At 72.4% G+C, this 14,706-nt stretch carries 8 protein-coding genes; 1 reads left to right on the top strand and 7 read right to left on the bottom strand.

What is annotated here, in order from left to right; translation table 11 throughout:
- Window positions 1-57: 57 nt before the first annotated feature.
- From JS521_RS04045 to JS521_RS04035, 3 genes are all read right to left on the bottom strand, one after another.
- The gene (locus JS521_RS04045; protein ID WP_205081323.1) at window positions 58-480 is read right to left on the bottom strand and encodes a universal stress protein; all 423 of its coding nucleotides are present in this window, start codon (window positions 478-480) and stop codon (window positions 58-60) included.
- A gap of 143 nt (window positions 481-623) precedes the next feature.
- A complete protein-coding gene (locus JS521_RS04040) occupies window positions 624-1,283 on the bottom strand; it encodes an FMN reductase (protein WP_205081322.1) in 660 nt (219 codons plus the stop codon).
- Between the two features lie 5 nt (window positions 1,284-1,288).
- The gene (locus JS521_RS04035) at window positions 1,289-2,380 is read right to left on the bottom strand and encodes an LLM class flavin-dependent oxidoreductase (protein ID WP_205081321.1); all 1,092 of its coding nucleotides are present in this window, start codon (window positions 2,378-2,380) and stop codon (window positions 1,289-1,291) included.
- Window positions 2,381-2,758: 378 nt separating this feature from the next.
- On the opposite strand from JS521_RS04035, the gene trpS reads away from it, so the two are divergent.
- Entirely contained in the window at window positions 2,759-3,844 is a 1,086-nt protein-coding gene (gene trpS, locus JS521_RS04030) for a tryptophan--tRNA ligase (RefSeq protein ID WP_205081320.1), read from the top strand.
- 176 nt (window positions 3,845-4,020) lie between these two features.
- Here trpS and JS521_RS04025 read toward each other — a convergent pair whose 3' ends face one another.
- The 4 genes from JS521_RS04025 to JS521_RS04010 all read right to left on the bottom strand — a co-directional run bounded on the left by JS521_RS04025 (window position 4,021) and on the right by JS521_RS04010 (window position 14,298).
- Window positions 4,021-6,030: an NAD-binding protein gene (locus JS521_RS04025; protein WP_205081319.1), complete on the bottom strand. Its 2,010-nt coding sequence runs from the start codon at window positions 6,028-6,030 to the stop codon at window positions 4,021-4,023.
- 40 nt (window positions 6,031-6,070) lie between these two features.
- Entirely contained in the window at window positions 6,071-11,155 is a 5,085-nt protein-coding gene (locus JS521_RS04020; RefSeq protein ID WP_205081318.1) for a DNA repair ATPase, read from the bottom strand.
- A 243-nt stretch (window positions 11,156-11,398) separates the two neighbouring features.
- Window positions 11,399-13,519, bottom strand: coding sequence for a flotillin family protein (locus JS521_RS04015; RefSeq protein ID WP_205081317.1), 2,121 nt, complete (start codon window positions 13,517-13,519; stop codon window positions 11,399-11,401).
- A gap of 125 nt (window positions 13,520-13,644) precedes the next feature.
- Window positions 13,645-14,298 (bottom strand): hypothetical protein, encoded by a 654-nt coding sequence (locus JS521_RS04010; RefSeq protein WP_205081316.1) that lies wholly within the window; start codon window positions 14,296-14,298, stop codon window positions 13,645-13,647.
- Window positions 14,299-14,706: the final 408 nt, after the last annotated feature.

Below are 14,706 nucleotides of genomic sequence, written 5' to 3'. Positions count from 1 at the left end.
GCCCTCACTGACAACGGCCCCTTGTTTCCTGGCAGGGCCGGCCGCCTCACTCGTACGTCAGTCGCGTACGACCGTCACCGGGCACGGCGCGTGCTGGGTGACATGCAGGCTGACCGAGCCGAGCAGGGTGGCCTTGATGCCGGTGTGGCCGCGGGCCCCCACGACGAGGAGGTCGGCCCCCTCGGCGCGGTCCAGCAGGGCCTGGGCCGGATTGCCGATGACCACGACCTTGCTGACCGCGGCGGCACCCTCGGCGCCGAGGGCCTCCTCCAGCGCCTCGGTGAGGGAGACGGTGGCCAGGGCCTGCGGGTCGAAGTCCTCCGGCAGGCCCGGCATCATCGACGCCCAGCTGGTGGCGGGGTACTCCCAGCTGTTCACGGCCTCCACGGTGGCCCCGGTCAGCCCGGCCTGGCGTACGGCCCAGTGCAGTGCCTTGATCGAGGAGTCGGAGCCGTCGACGCCCACAACGATCCTGCCCATATCTGCCTCCAGCTCGGTGAAGCCCGGTCCAGCGTCTGTCCGGTCTTACTGTAGTCAAATAGGACAAGTGGGGGCGGGTCGCACTGACCCGCCCCTCCCACGTGTCCGGCCCACCGGCCCACCGGCCCACCGGCCCACCGGCCTCAGTCCAGCCGCAGGTCCGCGAGCTGCTGCTCGAAGGGGACGACCGCGTCCTCCCCGTCGTCCAGGCCCGGGGTCCGCGAGGCCCCGGAGACCGTACGGCCCAGGACCGCGGAGGCCAGCTCCCCGCCCGCGCGCCGGATCCGGGACGGCAGGCCCTCGGTGTACTCGTCGCCCGAGGAACCCCAGTCCTCCGACGCCGCGTAGACGGAGGTGGGCACGGTGACGGCCCGCAGGTAGGCGAAGAGCGGGCGCAGCGCGTGCTCCAGGACCAGGGAGTGGCGGGCCGTGCCGCCCGTCGCGGCGATCACGACGGGCTTGCCGGTCAGCGCGGTGTGGTCGATCAGGTCGAAGAACGACTTGAACAGACCGCTGTACGAGGCGGTGAACACTGGCGTCACGGCGATCAGCCCGTCCGCCTCCGTCACCGCGTCGATCGCTTCGCGCAGCTTGGCCGACGGGAACCCGCTGACCAGGTGGTTCGCGATGTCCACGGCGAGGTCACGGAGCTCCACGACCTGGATTTCGACGTCTCTGTGCTGCTCGGCCGCGAGGCGCTCGCGGGCGGCGGCGGCCAGCCGGTCGGCCAGTAGCCGGGTGGACGACGGCTGGCTCAGCCCGGCCGATACGGCGACGATGCGCAGGGGGGTGGTGGCGAACATCGGGGTCAGGACTCCTTTCCGGAGACTCGGGCGGCGGCGACCGCCGGGTGGACGGGCGCGGACTCCGGCACACCGGCCGGCCGCAGGTTGGCGAACTCCTTGCGCAGCACCGGCACGACCTCCTCGCCGAGGATGTCGAGCTGCTCCAGGACCGTCTTCAGCGGGAGCCCCGCGTGGTCCATCAGGAACAGTTGCCGCTGGTAGTCGCCCACCGCGTCCCGGAAGGTCAGCGTCCGCTCGATGACCTCCTGCGGGGATCCCACGGTCAGCGGGGTCTCGCGCGTGAAGTCCTCCAGGGACGGGCCGTGGCCGTAGACCGGCGCGTTGTCGAAGTACGGGCGGAACTCCCGTACCGCGTCCTGCGAGTTCTTCCGCATGAACACCTGGCCGCCGAGCCCGACGATGGCCTGTTCGGCGGTGCCGTGCCCGTAGTGGGCGTAGCGGCGGCGGTAGAGGTCGACCATCTTCTTCGTGTGCTCGGCCGGCCAGAAGATGTTGTTGTGGAAGAAGCCGTCGCCGTAGTACGCGGCCTGCTCGGCGATCTCGGGCGAGCGGATGGAGCCGTGCCAGACGAACGGCGGGACGCCGTCCAGCGGGCGCGGGGTGGCGGTGAAGGACTGGAGCGGCGTACGGAACTTGCCCTCCCAGTCCACGACGTCCTCGCGCCACAGCTTGTGCAGGAGGGCGTAGTTCTCGATCGCCATCGGGATGCCCTGGCGGATGTCCTTGCCGAACCAGGGGTAGACCGGACCGGTGTTGCCCCGGCCCATCATCAGGTCGACGCGGCCGTCCGCGAGGTGCTGGAGGGTGGCGTAGTCCTCGGCGATCTTCACCGGGTCGTTGGTGGTGATGAGGGTCGTGGACGTGGACAGGATCAGGTTCTCGGTGCGGGCGGCGATGTAGCCGAGCGTCGTCGTCGGGGAGGACGGGACGAACGGCGGGTTGTGGTGCTCGCCGGTCGCGAAGACGTCCAGGCCGACTTCCTCGGCCTTCTGCGCGATGGCCAGGGTCGCCTTGATCCGCTCGTTCTCCGTGGGGGTCCGGCCGGTGGTCGGGTCGGTCGTGACGTCCCCGACGGTGAAGATCCCGAACTGCATGGCGTCCGCCTTCCTGAGTCCCGGCCGGGGTTCGCGACCCTTGCCGATTTGGTTGAACGTTGAACTACACCCTACAACGGGAGCCCCCTCCCGCCTATTCCACGACCTGGCCCCGCAGTGAGGGCCCGGCTGTTCCACGATCTGGCCCTGCGGTGAGGGCCCGGCCGTTACACTCGGCCCATGACCTCCGTCCCGTGCCGAAACTGGTGGCGCTCCTCATAGGAGCGGCCACAGCATCTGCACGGAACCAGGGCCGTTCGACATGGACGGCCCTTTTCGCTGCCCTCGTACGGCGCGGACACGGAAGACGGAGCGGCAGCGGCGCTCACCGGCGGGGCCGTCCCTCACGTATCACTCACGCGAGGAGAGGCACCCACCATGACCACGACCACCGCCGAGCCCCGGTCCACCGAGCCCCGCACCGCCCCCGCCACCACCGCCGAGCTCCGCAGCGCCGACCTGGAGCGCCGCATCGCCCAGGACCCCGCCGGCTTCCGGGTCCTCACGGGGGACCGCCCCACCGGCGCCCTCCACCTCGGCCACTACTTCGGCTCCCTGCGCAACCGGGTCCGTCTCCAGGACCTCGGCGTGGACGTCATCGTCCTCATCCCCGACTACCAGGTCATCACCGACCGGGACACCGCGGAGCGGCTGGGGGAGTACACCGACGGGCTGCTCCTGGACTACCTGGCCCTCGGTATCGACCCCGCCCGGTCCACTGTCTTCACCCACAGCGCCGTCCCCGCGCTCAACCAGCTCATGCTGCCCTTCCTGAGCCTGGTCTCCGTCGCGGAGCTGAACCGCAACCCCACGGTCAAGGACGAGGTCGCGCACTCCCGGCAGTCCACGGTCAGCGGGCTGATGCTCACCTATCCGGTCCACCAGGCGGCCGACATCCTCTCCTGCAAGGGCGACGTGGTCCCGGTCGGCCTCGACCAGCTGCCCCACCTCGAACTCACCCGGACCATCGCCCGACGCTTCAACGAGCGGTACGGGAAACTCTTCCCGGAACCCGAAGCCCTCCTCTCCGCCGCGCCCCTGCTGCTCGGCACGGACGGCACGAAGATGAGCAAGAGCCGGGCCAACTCGATCCCGCTCTCCGCCACCGCCGACGAGACGGCCCGCCTCCTCAAGGGGGCGACCACGGACGCCGACCGGCACATCACCTACGACCCCGACACCCGCCCCAACGTCGCCTCCCTGGTGCTGCTGGCCGCCCTCTGCCTGGAACGGGATCCGCACGAGGTCGCGGCGGAGATCGGCGACGGCGGGGCGGCAGCGCTGAAGCGGACGGTGACCGACGCGGTCAACAGCCACCTGGAGCGCTTCCGGGCCCGGCGGGCGGAGTACGCGAAGGACCTGACGTACGTACGGTCGGTGCTCCGGGCCGGCAACGAGCGGGCGAACGCGCTGGCGGAGGCCACGCTGGACGAGGTGCGGGAGGCGATGGGCGCGTTCCGGTAGGCGGTCGCGCGAACCGGCCCCGGAACAGCGCCCGTCGACCGCGACCGCGTGCGCCGACCGCGCAAGCCGCCCGCGCAAGTCGACCGCCTGCGTCGACCGCGCAAGCCGCCCGCGTACGGGTACGCCGACCGCCACCGCGTACGCCGACCGCGCAAGCCGGTGCCGGGGCGGCGCCCCTACCGCCCCGCCACCACCGACCGCTGCCTTCGCAGCAGTTCCGCGAGGCCCCGGCGGGTGGCGGCGATGACCACCCGGTCCTGGGCGCGCAGCACGTAACCGGGGTGCAGGTCCCAGACCAGGCCGGAGGGCGGCGGTGCCGTGTCGCCCTCCGGGTCGAACGGGGGCAGGGCGGCGAGGTCCGGGTTGCGGTCGGCGGGCGGGGTGGCGTCGATGGCCAGGACCCGCCAGGCGCCCGCCCGGAACGCCTGCTCGACCGTGTGGCCCTCCAACTGCGGGTGCCCCGCGACTTCCAGCGCCGCGAACAGCATCACCTTGCGCTCGACGGGGACCGCGCCGAGGATCTGGCGGCCCATCATGGCGCCCGCGAACGCCGGGGCGGCGAGGTGGGAGACCGAGCGGGAGCGGGTCAGGGCCTGGGGGTGCGCGGTGCGCAGGGTGCGGTAGACGGCGGTGGCGAACTCGTCGTCGTACAGCCGCAGCGCGACCCTCAGGTCCGGTTTCACCGAGCGGGCGTACAGCGCCGCTTCGAGGTTCGTCGTGTCGATGCTGGTGAGCGCGAGGAGGGCGCGGGCGCGGTAGATCTTGGCCGCTTCGAGGACGCCCTCCTGGGTGACGTCGCCGATGACGGTCGGCACATGCAGGGAGCGGGCCAGCGGGATGCCGCGCGCCTCGGGGTCCTCCTCGACGACGACCACGGGGATGTCGAGTTCCCGCAGGCGTACGAGGACACGCGTACCGATCTTGCCGAGCCCCAGCAGCACCACGTGCCCCCCGAGCCCGCGCGGCGGGCGGCGCAGCGAGGAGGCCGTGCGCAGGGTGCCGAACGCCTCCAGGACGGCGGCGATCAGCAGTGGGAGCAGGAGCAGCCCGGCGATGCCGGAGAGGATCTGGATGATCTGCCGGGCGGGCGGTGCCTTCTCGGCCGGGTCGTTCATGCCCAGCAGGTCGAGGAGGGTGAGGTAGGCGGAGTGCAGCGCGGTGTCCTCGGTGGTCAACAGCGAGGCGATCACCAGCGACAGCGCGGCGAGCGCGAAGCCGAGGGTCGACCAGCGCAGCCGGCGCGAGAAGATCTGGGCGAGCGGTGCGCCCCTGCCGCCCATCCGGGTCGCGGGCCGGGCCGGGTCGGCGCGGCTGATCGCTTCGAGGACCACCGTGCCCCGGCCGGTCGCCTCGGCGACGGCGCGTTCGTCGGGCAGCAGCTGCGGGGCCTCGTCGCCACTGCTGTCCGAACCCTCCGCGCCCGCGGGGTCGTTGGTGGTGGAGGAGAGCAGGGCGAGGGTGCACAGCCCGGGATCGCCGCTGTCGCCGGGGCGCGGCGGCGGGCGTTCGGCGGCGCGCAGAAGCAGCCCCTCGGCCTGGATGATCTTGCTGCTGCCGGTCAGGGCGGTGGCGGCGAGGGCCGGGGCCGCGGTGTCGGCGTCGGACAGGACGGTGGTGGACGCGTCCAGCAGCGCCGGGTCGATGCCGGGCATGGCGACGGCCGCCGCCTGGTCGAGCAACTCCTCCAGATGGAGCCCGAGCTTGCGGTTGTAGAGCCGGATCACCAGCCGCAGACGGGGGTTGAGGCGGCGGGCGGTCAGGGCGGCGCGGATGTTGCGCTCGTCGTCGTCGTAGACGAGCGCGAGCGCGGCGGCCCGGTCGACGCCCGCCTCCTCCAGGACGTCGTCGGAGGGCTCGGGGGCCTCCATGATGCGGACGGCCTCGACCCCGGCGTTGGTGTCGCCGGAGCCGCCCCCGCCCCCGGTCCCGTTGCCGTTGGCCGTCCGGTTCATCGCCGCCGACATCCGGCCGAACAGGGCGGCAGCCCGCCCGCGTTGGGTCAGCGGGGTCTCGGGGCTGTTGGCGTCCCGGCCCGGCGGCAGGAGCAGGGTGACCCGCTCCCCGTAGACGAAACGCAGCTCCACGGCGAGCCGGCGCGCCAGGGCGTCGTCACCGCAGACGATCATGTGGCCGGAGGACGGCGGCCGTCCCGGCTGCTGAGGAAGTGGAGGCACGAAACCCAGCATGCCGTGATCCTTCCGGCTCGGTCTTCCCGATCGGTCCCGGTCAGTGTGGAGTGTTGGTGATCTTCGCATGGTGGTTCGGGACCGCCCGGTCGTTGACCCCTCCGCCGCCGGCGCCTCCCTGAGTACCCGCCAGCAGATGCCGGGGGTCCGCCGCGCGCTGGATCGCCGTTTCCACCGCGGCGATCCGGTCCGCGAGCAGCCCGAGCGCGGCCACGGCACGGGTCATGGGGTCGCCGTCCGGCCCGCCGAGCGCCTGCGTACGGACGTAGGAGGCGGTGATCGCCGCCCACCGTTCCGCCTGTTCGGCGGTGAGCATGGAGCGCAGCGCCGCCAGCTTCAGCAGATTCGCCTCGGCCCCGGTGGTGAGCGTCTGGGCCTCGCCCGCGTAGTGGTCGTCGATGACGGCGGACAGTTCCCCGTCGTTCATGACGGGCACGATCCGCTCGGCAATCTTGTTCATGTTGCGGTACGAACCCTGGAGCCGGAACGGCGGCTCGGTGCGCGTCGCGTCCGTCTGCGCGGCCGAGGCGATATACGCGGCGTTGACCGCGAGCACGGTGTCCCGGGCCGTGAGCAGATGCCGCAGCACTGCCAGGATCCGGTCCAACTCAGCTGCCGAGTAGAGGTGTTCCAGGTTCTCGGCGCGTGCCGAAGGATCGCTGCCGCCCGCCAGCCGCACCAGCAGCGCCAGATCGTCCCGGGAGCGGGCGGCGAGCGGGGCGAGGACCGGGTTGGCGGTCAGCGCGTTCTCCACGAAGCTCAGCGCGAAGACGTCCTCGCGACCGCTCAGCACCTCGCCCAGGTTCCACACGTCGGCCCGGTTGGCGAGCATGTCGGGGATCCGGAACTGCTCGCCGGACTCGGTGTACGGGTTGCCCGCCATGCACACCGCGAACCGCTTGCCCCGCAGGTCGTAGCTGCGCGGCTCGCCGTCCCGTACGCCCTCGATCCGGCGCGTGGCGTCGCACAACGGGATGAACTTCTGGAGCAGTTCGGGCGAGGTGTGCTGGATGTCGTCGAGGTAGAGGAGCGTGTTGTTGCCCGCCTCCAGCGCGAAGTTGATCTTCTCGATCTCCTGCCGGGCGGTGGCGCTGGGCGCCTGGTCCGGGTCGAGGGAGGTCACGTCGTGGCCCAGGTTCGGCCCGCTGATCTTGACGAGGACCATCCCGAGCCGGTCCGCGACGTACTCCATCAGCGTCGTCTTGCCGTAACCGGGCGGCGAGACGAGCAGGAGCAGGCCCTGCGAGTCGGTGCGCCGGTCGGCGTCGGCGGTGCCGAGCTGCTTGGCGAGGCTGTCGCCGATCAGCGGCAGGTACACCTCGTCGAGCAGCCGGTTGCGGACGAACGCCGACATCACGCGCGGCCGGTGGTCGTCCAGCCGCAGCCGGCCGCGCTCGGCGGTCACCACGGAGGTGCGCAGCCGCTGGTAGGCGCGGAAGCCGGGCACGATGTCGGTGCGGAACTCGGCGGTACGGGAGAGGAGTTCGTCGATCCGTACGGTGAGGGCCCCGCCACCCGCGATGCGCGGGTGGTCGCCGAGGAGGCCCTCCAGCCGTACGGTGAGCGGCGCGTCGCACGCGTACCGCTCCAGGTCCGGGCAGAGCTCCACCGCGACGGCCTCCGCCAGATCGCCGCCGATGCCGTGCCCGCTTCCGGGCCCGCTTCCGGCCCCCGTGGACCCGACGGCCCCCGTCGACTCGGCGTACGGGACGAGCCAGCCCTCCACGAGCTGCTTGCGGGCGGCCAGGTCGTCGCCCAGGGCCGCCAGGTCCTCGGCGTACGCGTCGGGCCCGGCGGCCCGGTGGAACCCGTCGAGGAACGCCCGGGTCGCGGCGGACCGGACGAACCCGGCGGGTCCGCTGGTCAGCTCCTCGAAGAGGTACGCGGCGACCGCCTCGGGCCGCGCCCCGTCCGACGCGGCGGGGGAGTGCCCGATCGCCGTCGCCCACTCCTCCTGGAGCACGGCGATGGCCGGGGCCAGGCCGAAGGTGTCGCGGGCGCGGGCCAGCGACACCGCCCGCCGCGCCCAGGCCGTGCGCTGCGCCGCGTCCACGCCGTACGCCCAGAACAGCTGGGCGGCCGCCCGCGCCCCCGGCTCGTGGCGCAGCAGCCCGGCGTCCGCGTGCAGGCGCAGCAGGGCGGCCAGGATCGCGGTGGCGTCCTCGTCGTGGACGCCCCGCGTGTACCCCTCGTCGTACGCCTCGGCGGCCGACTCCCGTACCAGCCTGCTCAGTTCGACGGCCGTCAGTGAGGTGAGCCGGTCCGCCCCGTGCTCGTCGAGGAGGCGGGCGGCGAGGTGCTCGGCGCGGTAGACGGCGGCGTTCTCCGAGGGGAGCGACTGCTCCCAGTACGGCCGGGCGGCCGTGAACGCCGGGTCGGTGACGGGGGCCCGGTAGTCGGTCCCGGTCAGCGCGAAGGCCAGCCGGTCGCCGGAGGGTACGAGCGTCAGGTCGAACGGCTGGGTGTTCACCGCGAACCGGTGCCGGCCCAGCTTGATCACGGACCCGCCGTCGGCGTACAGCTCGGTACGGTCGCGCAGGGCGCGGCCCGCCTCCTGCCGGGCCGCCTTCAGCCGCCCGTCCAGCTCCTCCGCCCGTACCGGGTCACCGAGTTCGCGCAGTTCGTCGCCCGTACGGCGGATCTTGGCGACCATCGGGTCGGAGGCGAAGTAGGTGTGGACGGCGTCGAGATCGTCGAGCGCGGCCACCCGCCGGGTGATGGTCTCCAGCACCCGGTCCGCCGACCCGGCCAGCCGCTCCGCGCGCCGCGCCCGCTCGTCCTGGAGCGTCTGCTTGCGCGCGGAGAACGCCTCGTACGCCTCGGTGCGGCGCTCGGCCAGCTCGGCGAGGAAGTCGTCGAACTCCGCGAACCGCGACTCCAGGTTCTCCAACTGGAGCAGCAGCCTCGCCAGTTGGTCGTCACATGCCTCGGGCGAGTCGGCGGCGGCCAGCGCGCCCGTCACCGCCTGCCCGAGCAGCGCGAACTCGGCGGCGAACTCGGCCCGCCCCTCCTTGGACAGCAGCTCCCGGCGGCGCGCGTCCAGCGTGGCGCGGGCCCGGTTCGCCCCGCCCAGCACCTCCGCGATCCGCTCCAGGATCGAGGTGCGCACGGTGGCGTCGCCGATGTCGAGACCGGCGACGACGTCCGTGACGGTGGCAAGGCCCTCCGTCATTCCCGCCAGCCGGTCGGTCACGGCGGAGGCGTCCCGTACGGTTTCCAGCGCCCCCGCGTCGGCCACGAGCCCTGCGATGTCCGCGTGATACCCGTCGAACGCGTCCTCGCGCGCGAGGAACGACACGGCCCGCTGCGCGGCGGAGGCGATGTCGTCCTCGGTCCGGGCCGACAGCTCCGCGATCCGCTCGACGTCGGCGTACCGCATCTCGCCGACCGTCGCCAAGTGCCCGTGTGCCTGGCGCAGTTCGGTCAGCCGCTCGACCCAAGCAGAAGCCGACCCGGGCACCTCGCCGCGCACCCGCCGCACCAGCGCGGTGATGCGGCCGGCGGTCTCCTCCAGCGCGTCGGCGGCCCGCCGGGTCAGCTCCTGTACGGCGGTGAACTCGGCCAGCACCTGCTGCGCGGTGGCCCGCAGTTCGTCCAACGGCTGACCAAGATCGCCCAGTTCGGGGTCGGACAGCCAGTGGTAGCGGTCCTGGGCGCGGGCGCAGTCGGCGGCGAGCTGCCCGTACACGGCGGTGGTCGGCGTCATGTCCCGTACGCCGTGGGCGAGGGCGAGGCAGTCCGAGATCCCGCGTACGAGATCGGCGTTGCCGGTCCGGGCGAGCGGGCCGGTCCCGGCGGGGCGGGCGGCGGCGTAGGTGTCGGAGACGTACGGGGTCTGCCAGCGCTGCAACGGGTGCACACGGGCCGGCCCGTCCGGGTTGTCCCGGAGCAGGATCAGCGTCCCGTCGTCCAGCAGCGCGTGCCCGCGCCCGGTGAGCGGGGTGGCGACCTCCTGGCGGATCAGGTTGTACGGGAGGAGGAGGCTGCGGAGGCCGTCGCGGGAGCGGAAGACGTAGAGCACGTCCTCGCCGTTGGGCGAGCGGACGGCGCCCTCGAAGACCGGCTCGGTCAGCTCCTCGGCGGTGTCGAAGGTCTTCGCGGTGCCGGTGGTGAGGTAGTAGCCGCCGGGGAAGATGATCCCCTGGTCCTCGGGGAGCCGGTGGCAGGACGGTCCGATGCCGTCGAGCCGTTCGACCGTGGACAGCAGGGAGTTGAAGACGAGGTGGCGCCAGGCCGTCTCCTTGTACGGCCGCACGCGCAGCAGGACCAGCGGCCCGACCTCCGCGTACTCGACGTCGGCGTCCGCCAGCGACTGCAACGGCTCGTCGACGGGCTCCTCGTAGATCCCGTCCGGCGACTCGGTGTCGTCGGTGACCTTGACGGTGAGGGTGCCGCCGAGCGTGTCGACGAAGAGGCCGCCGCTCTTGCCGATGGCGATGTGCGGGTGTCGACCGGGGATGTGGGCGTCGCGCCCGGCGACGGTCCAGTCGAAGTCGTGCGAGGGCGGGAAGACGTGATCGCGCTCGCCCTGCGCGTCGAGGAACGCCCCCGGCGAGCCGTCCGGGCCGAGCGCCCAGCGCAGCACCCGGATGTCCTCGGCGTTCTCGCCGGTCCGGAAGACGGCGAGAAGCTTGCCGCCCGCCCGGCGCAGGCGGAGGAGGCGGGCGTCGCGGAAGTAGCGGTGGAGGGAGGAGAACTCGCGCCGGAACCCGTCGTCGTCGAGGAGGGTGGCGTCCGGTGCGGGCGCCCCCTCCTCGGGTGAGGTGTCCTCGGGGGAGGCGTCCCGTACGAGGAGGACGTCCTCGACGCCGGCCTCGCCCCGGGCTCCGGGCCCGCGCTCGAATCCGAAGAGCAACTGGCTGCCGACGGCGATGAGATCACGGGGGGTCGAGGCCTGCTCGGTGCGGAGCTGCTCGGTGGCGAGGAGCCGCAGTCCGGTGGAGCCGAACTCCTCGGTCCGCCGTACGTTGAGCGCCTGTGCCCGCCGCACGAGCTCGCCGGCCTGTGCGGAGAGCCGCCGCCGCAGCACCTCGTAGGCACCGGCGTCCACGACGCCACGGTCGCCCTGCTCGCCCTGGGGCGGGGTGGCGGTGTCCGTGGCGGTGGCGGTGATGTCGCTGTCCATGCGTACGGCTCTCCCTACGTGTTCTGCTCTTCGACGCGAATCCCGCGGGCCGGTGGGCCGGCACATCTCCAGCCCGTCCGGCGTTTGAGGACGGAACCCCCGGCCTGGGTGAGCCTGCCCTGACGGGCGGACCCGGCCCTGGTGCGCCCACCCCCGTGGGACGCACACCCAGACCTTCCGGCCCCCCGGGCCAAGGGTTCCGTCCTCAAGCGCCGGACGGGCTTGATCGGTGCGGGCGGGGGGTTACCCCGTCGCTCCCGCCCCGTTCAGGGACACACCCGCGGGAGCCGCCTTCGTACCGTTCGTCACCGAAGACACCGGCAGATCCGCAAGCCCCAACTCCCGCGCCGCCGCCAGCAACTGCTCCACCTGGCCCGACGCCGCCCCCGACGACCCCATGATCCGCATCAGCAGCGCCGACACCGTCAGGTTCTGCACATCACCCGTGGAGACCGACCCCAGCACCCGGCTCAGGTCGTCCGTGAAGGACGACGAGCCGTCCAGCCACGGCCCCGCCAACGCCTGCGCCGTCTGCGAGTTGTCGACGAACCCGTCGACCGCCTTGCCGAGCGAGACCGACGAGACCAGCCGGTCGAAGAAGACCGAGTCGCCCCCGACGATGTCGATGTCGGCGTTCTCCAGGCCCGTCGCCAGGACCGAAGCCTGCGCCTCGGCGACCTGCCGCTGCACGTCCAGGCCGGCCAGCCGGATCTCCTTCTCCGCGTCGAGCCGCAGGCGGTACTCCTCGTGCCCGCGCGACGCCTCGTCCAGCGCCGCCATCGCGGCCGCCTTCTCCGTGAGCCCCGCGGCCTCCGCCTTCAGCTTCTCGCCGATGACCGCCGCGTCCGCCGACGCCTGGGCCTGCGTACCCTCCGCGTCCGCGAGCGCCTTGAGCCGCGCGCCCTCCGCCTCGGCCTTGAGCCGGGCCGCCGTCGCCTCGGCCTCCGCGAGACCGGCCTTCTCTGTGACGTCCGCCTCCGCGTCGCGGACCTGCACCGCGGCGAGCCCCGGCGCGGCCGTCTCGGCCTGGATGCCCTCCGCCAGCCGGAGCTTGGCCTGCGCGTCCAGGTCCGCGGTCTTGAGCCGCGCCTCGGCGAGCGTGAGCTGCTCGGCCGCCAGGTGCGTGGAGGCCGCTTCCGCCGCCTCTGCCGCCTTGATGTCCTTGACCAGCTTTTCCTGCGCCTCCGCCTCGGCGGCGATGATGACCGACTTACGGGCCCGCTCGGCGTCCTCGACGGCGCGCAGGGTGAGGATCGACTCCTCCTGCTCGGCGACCGTACGGTCCACCGCGATCCGCTCGCGGATGACGTCGGCGACCTCGCGACGCTCGGCCTCGACCTCCTTCGTGGCGGCGATCCGGTTCAGCTCGGTCTCGCGCTCACGCCCGATGACCTCCAGCATCCGGTCCTTCTCGATGCGCTCGCTCTCGACGGCGATGACGCGCTCGCGGTTCTTCTGCGCGACGGCGATCTCCCGCGCCTGGTTCTCGCGCTGGATGCCGAGCTGCTCCTCGGTCTTGATGAACGCGCTCTGCGAACCGAGCCGCTCCTCCTCCTGCACCCGGGCGGTGGCGGCTTCCTCGCGGGCCCGCAGGGTCTCGACCTCGCGGCGCTGCTTGATCTCGGCCTCGGCCTGCCGGCGCTCCAGCTCCAGGATCGTCTCGCGGGCGTCGACGTCCTGCCGGGTGATCTCCTTCTGCTCGGTGCGCTGGAACTCGTTGGTCCGCACGTGCTCGATCGCGGTCAGCTCGGTGATCTTCCGGATGCCCTGGGCGTCCAGGATGTTGGAGCCGTCGAGCTGCGCCATCGGGGTCTGCTCAAGGAAGTCGATCGCGGCGTCGTCGAGGTGGTAGCCGTTCAGGTCGGTGCCGATGACCTGGATGATCCGGTCCCGGAACTCCTCACGCTTGGTGTACAGGTCGACGAAGTCGAGCTGCTTGCCGACCGTCTTGAGGGCCTCGGAGAACTTCGCCGCGAAGAACTCCTGGATGGCGGCCTTGTCACTGGCCCGCTGCGTACCGATGGACTGCGCGACCTTGATGACGTCCTCGACGGTCTTGTTGACCCGGACGAAGAAGGTGATCTGGATGTCGGCGCGGATGTTGTCCTGGCAGATCAGTCCCTCGCGCCCGGCGCGGTGGATCTCGATCTTCTTCACCGAGATGTCCATCGTCTCGGCCTTGTGGAGCACGGGCAGGACGACGGCCCCGGTGAAGGTGACGTCGACCTTCTTGGTCTTGGAGATGATCAGCGCCTTGCCCTGCTCGACCTTGCGGAACAGCCGGGTGATGACGAAGGCGATGGCGATGACGACGAGCAGGACAACGGCGATGAGCACGCCGATGCCCAAGGAGATGGCATCCATAGAAGAGTCCTTGGCGGCTGGTGGGTACGGAAATGGCACAGGGCGGTACGGCGGTGACCGCGGTTACGGAGAACGGAGACGGGCCGGACGAACGTCGGCCGGTCGCCCCGGACCGAGCGCCGCTGTCAGCCGGCCGGGCCGGGATCGAGCGCCGCGTCGTAGGGCGCGACCCAGAAGAACTCGCCGTCCTCGTCGTACGCGTAGAGGAGCCCGGAGCCGCCCATGACGAGCGGCGCTTCCTCGGCGCCCGGCCCGGAGAGCCGGGAGGGGGACGTGAACGACGCGGCCCGGCGGACCTGCACGATGGCCGTCGATCCGTCGCGCGACACGACCTCGGCCTGGCCGAAGGCCGCGGTGACGGAGCCGGTGCGGATCGTGCAGATGCTCCCGACGAAGTCCAGCCGCGATGGCGGAGGTTCCGCCGGGAAATACCGGCGGAAGCGGTGGACGAGGAGGCGGACGGCCGCCCAGGCGAGCAGCAGCGACCCGGCGAGCACGGCGACCGCGAGCACGGCGCGGGTGGCGCTGCCGGTGTCGCTCTGGCGGAGCAGGACCGTACCGGTCAGGCTGCCGAACCAGGCGAAGACGACCAGCAGGGAGATCGAGACGGAGACCGGGACACCGCCGAAGCCGACCGGGCCGGTGTCGAGGTCCCCGTCGAAGGAGTCGTGGCCGGCGGCCCCGGCCAGCACCAGCAGCCAGAAGCAGACGACGACCACGAGAGCGGCGCCGAAGATGACGGCGGGGAATCCGGTCGCCGCGTTCAGGAACTCGTCCATCGGTCCCACCTCCCCTGCGGTTCTGCGCGCGGCCCTGAGGCGGTGCGCGTCCGTGATCCGGTACGGGGGTGGCGAGCGGCTGGTCGCCGAGCGGTCGAGCGGTGCGCGGCGGGGCGGCGGGGGGGGGGGCCCGGCGCCCGCGGCGTGGTCGTAACGTGCCGCGGCTGCCGGGGCGTTCCCCCTCGGAAGCCCTCTCGCCGACTCTCTCTCCCGGACTGTCCTCGATCCCCCGTGGACGGTCCGGGATCCGAGCGTCGAGAGGGGTTTCCGCTCCCCCGTCCCCCGGTTTCCCCCGCCCCCGGGTTCCCCCGTGAGCCGCCAGCCGCCCCCGCGCCCCCCCCCCCCGGGGAGAACTTAGGGGGTAGTACCGCTAAAGGAAAAAGGAACGAAGTACACCCACAAACAAAA

Origin of the sequence: Streptomyces durocortorensis (assembly GCF_016901035.1) — a bacterium.
Lineage (GTDB): Bacteria > Actinomycetota > Actinomycetes > Streptomycetales > Streptomycetaceae > Streptomyces > Streptomyces durocortorensis.
Note: the sequence above shows the minus strand (reverse complement) of the source record. Positions and strands in the feature narration are given on the sequence as shown.

Coding starts and splice junctions, on each gene's coding strand:
- JS521_RS04045 (WP_205081323.1), bottom strand. CDS start 480: ATGGGCAGGATCGTTGTGGGCGTCGACGGCTCCGACTCCTCGATCAAG.
- JS521_RS04040 (WP_205081322.1), bottom strand. CDS start 1,283: ATGTTCGCCACCACCCCCCTGCGCATCGTCGCCGTATCGGCCGGGCTG.
- JS521_RS04035 (WP_205081321.1), bottom strand. CDS start 2,380: ATGCAGTTCGGGATCTTCACCGTCGGGGACGTCACGACCGACCCGACC.
- trpS (WP_205081320.1), top strand. CDS start 2,759: ATGACCACGACCACCGCCGAGCCCCGGTCCACCGAGCCCCGCACCGCC.
- JS521_RS04025 (WP_205081319.1), bottom strand. CDS start 6,030: ATGCTGGGTTTCGTGCCTCCACTTCCTCAGCAGCCGGGACGGCCGCCG.
- JS521_RS04020 (WP_205081318.1), bottom strand. CDS start 11,155: ATGGACAGCGACATCACCGCCACCGCCACGGACACCGCCACCCCGCCC.
- JS521_RS04015 (WP_205081317.1), bottom strand. CDS start 13,519: ATGGATGCCATCTCCTTGGGCATCGGCGTGCTCATCGCCGTTGTCCTG.
- JS521_RS04010 (WP_205081316.1), bottom strand. CDS start 14,298: ATGGACGAGTTCCTGAACGCGGCGACCGGATTCCCCGCCGTCATCTTC.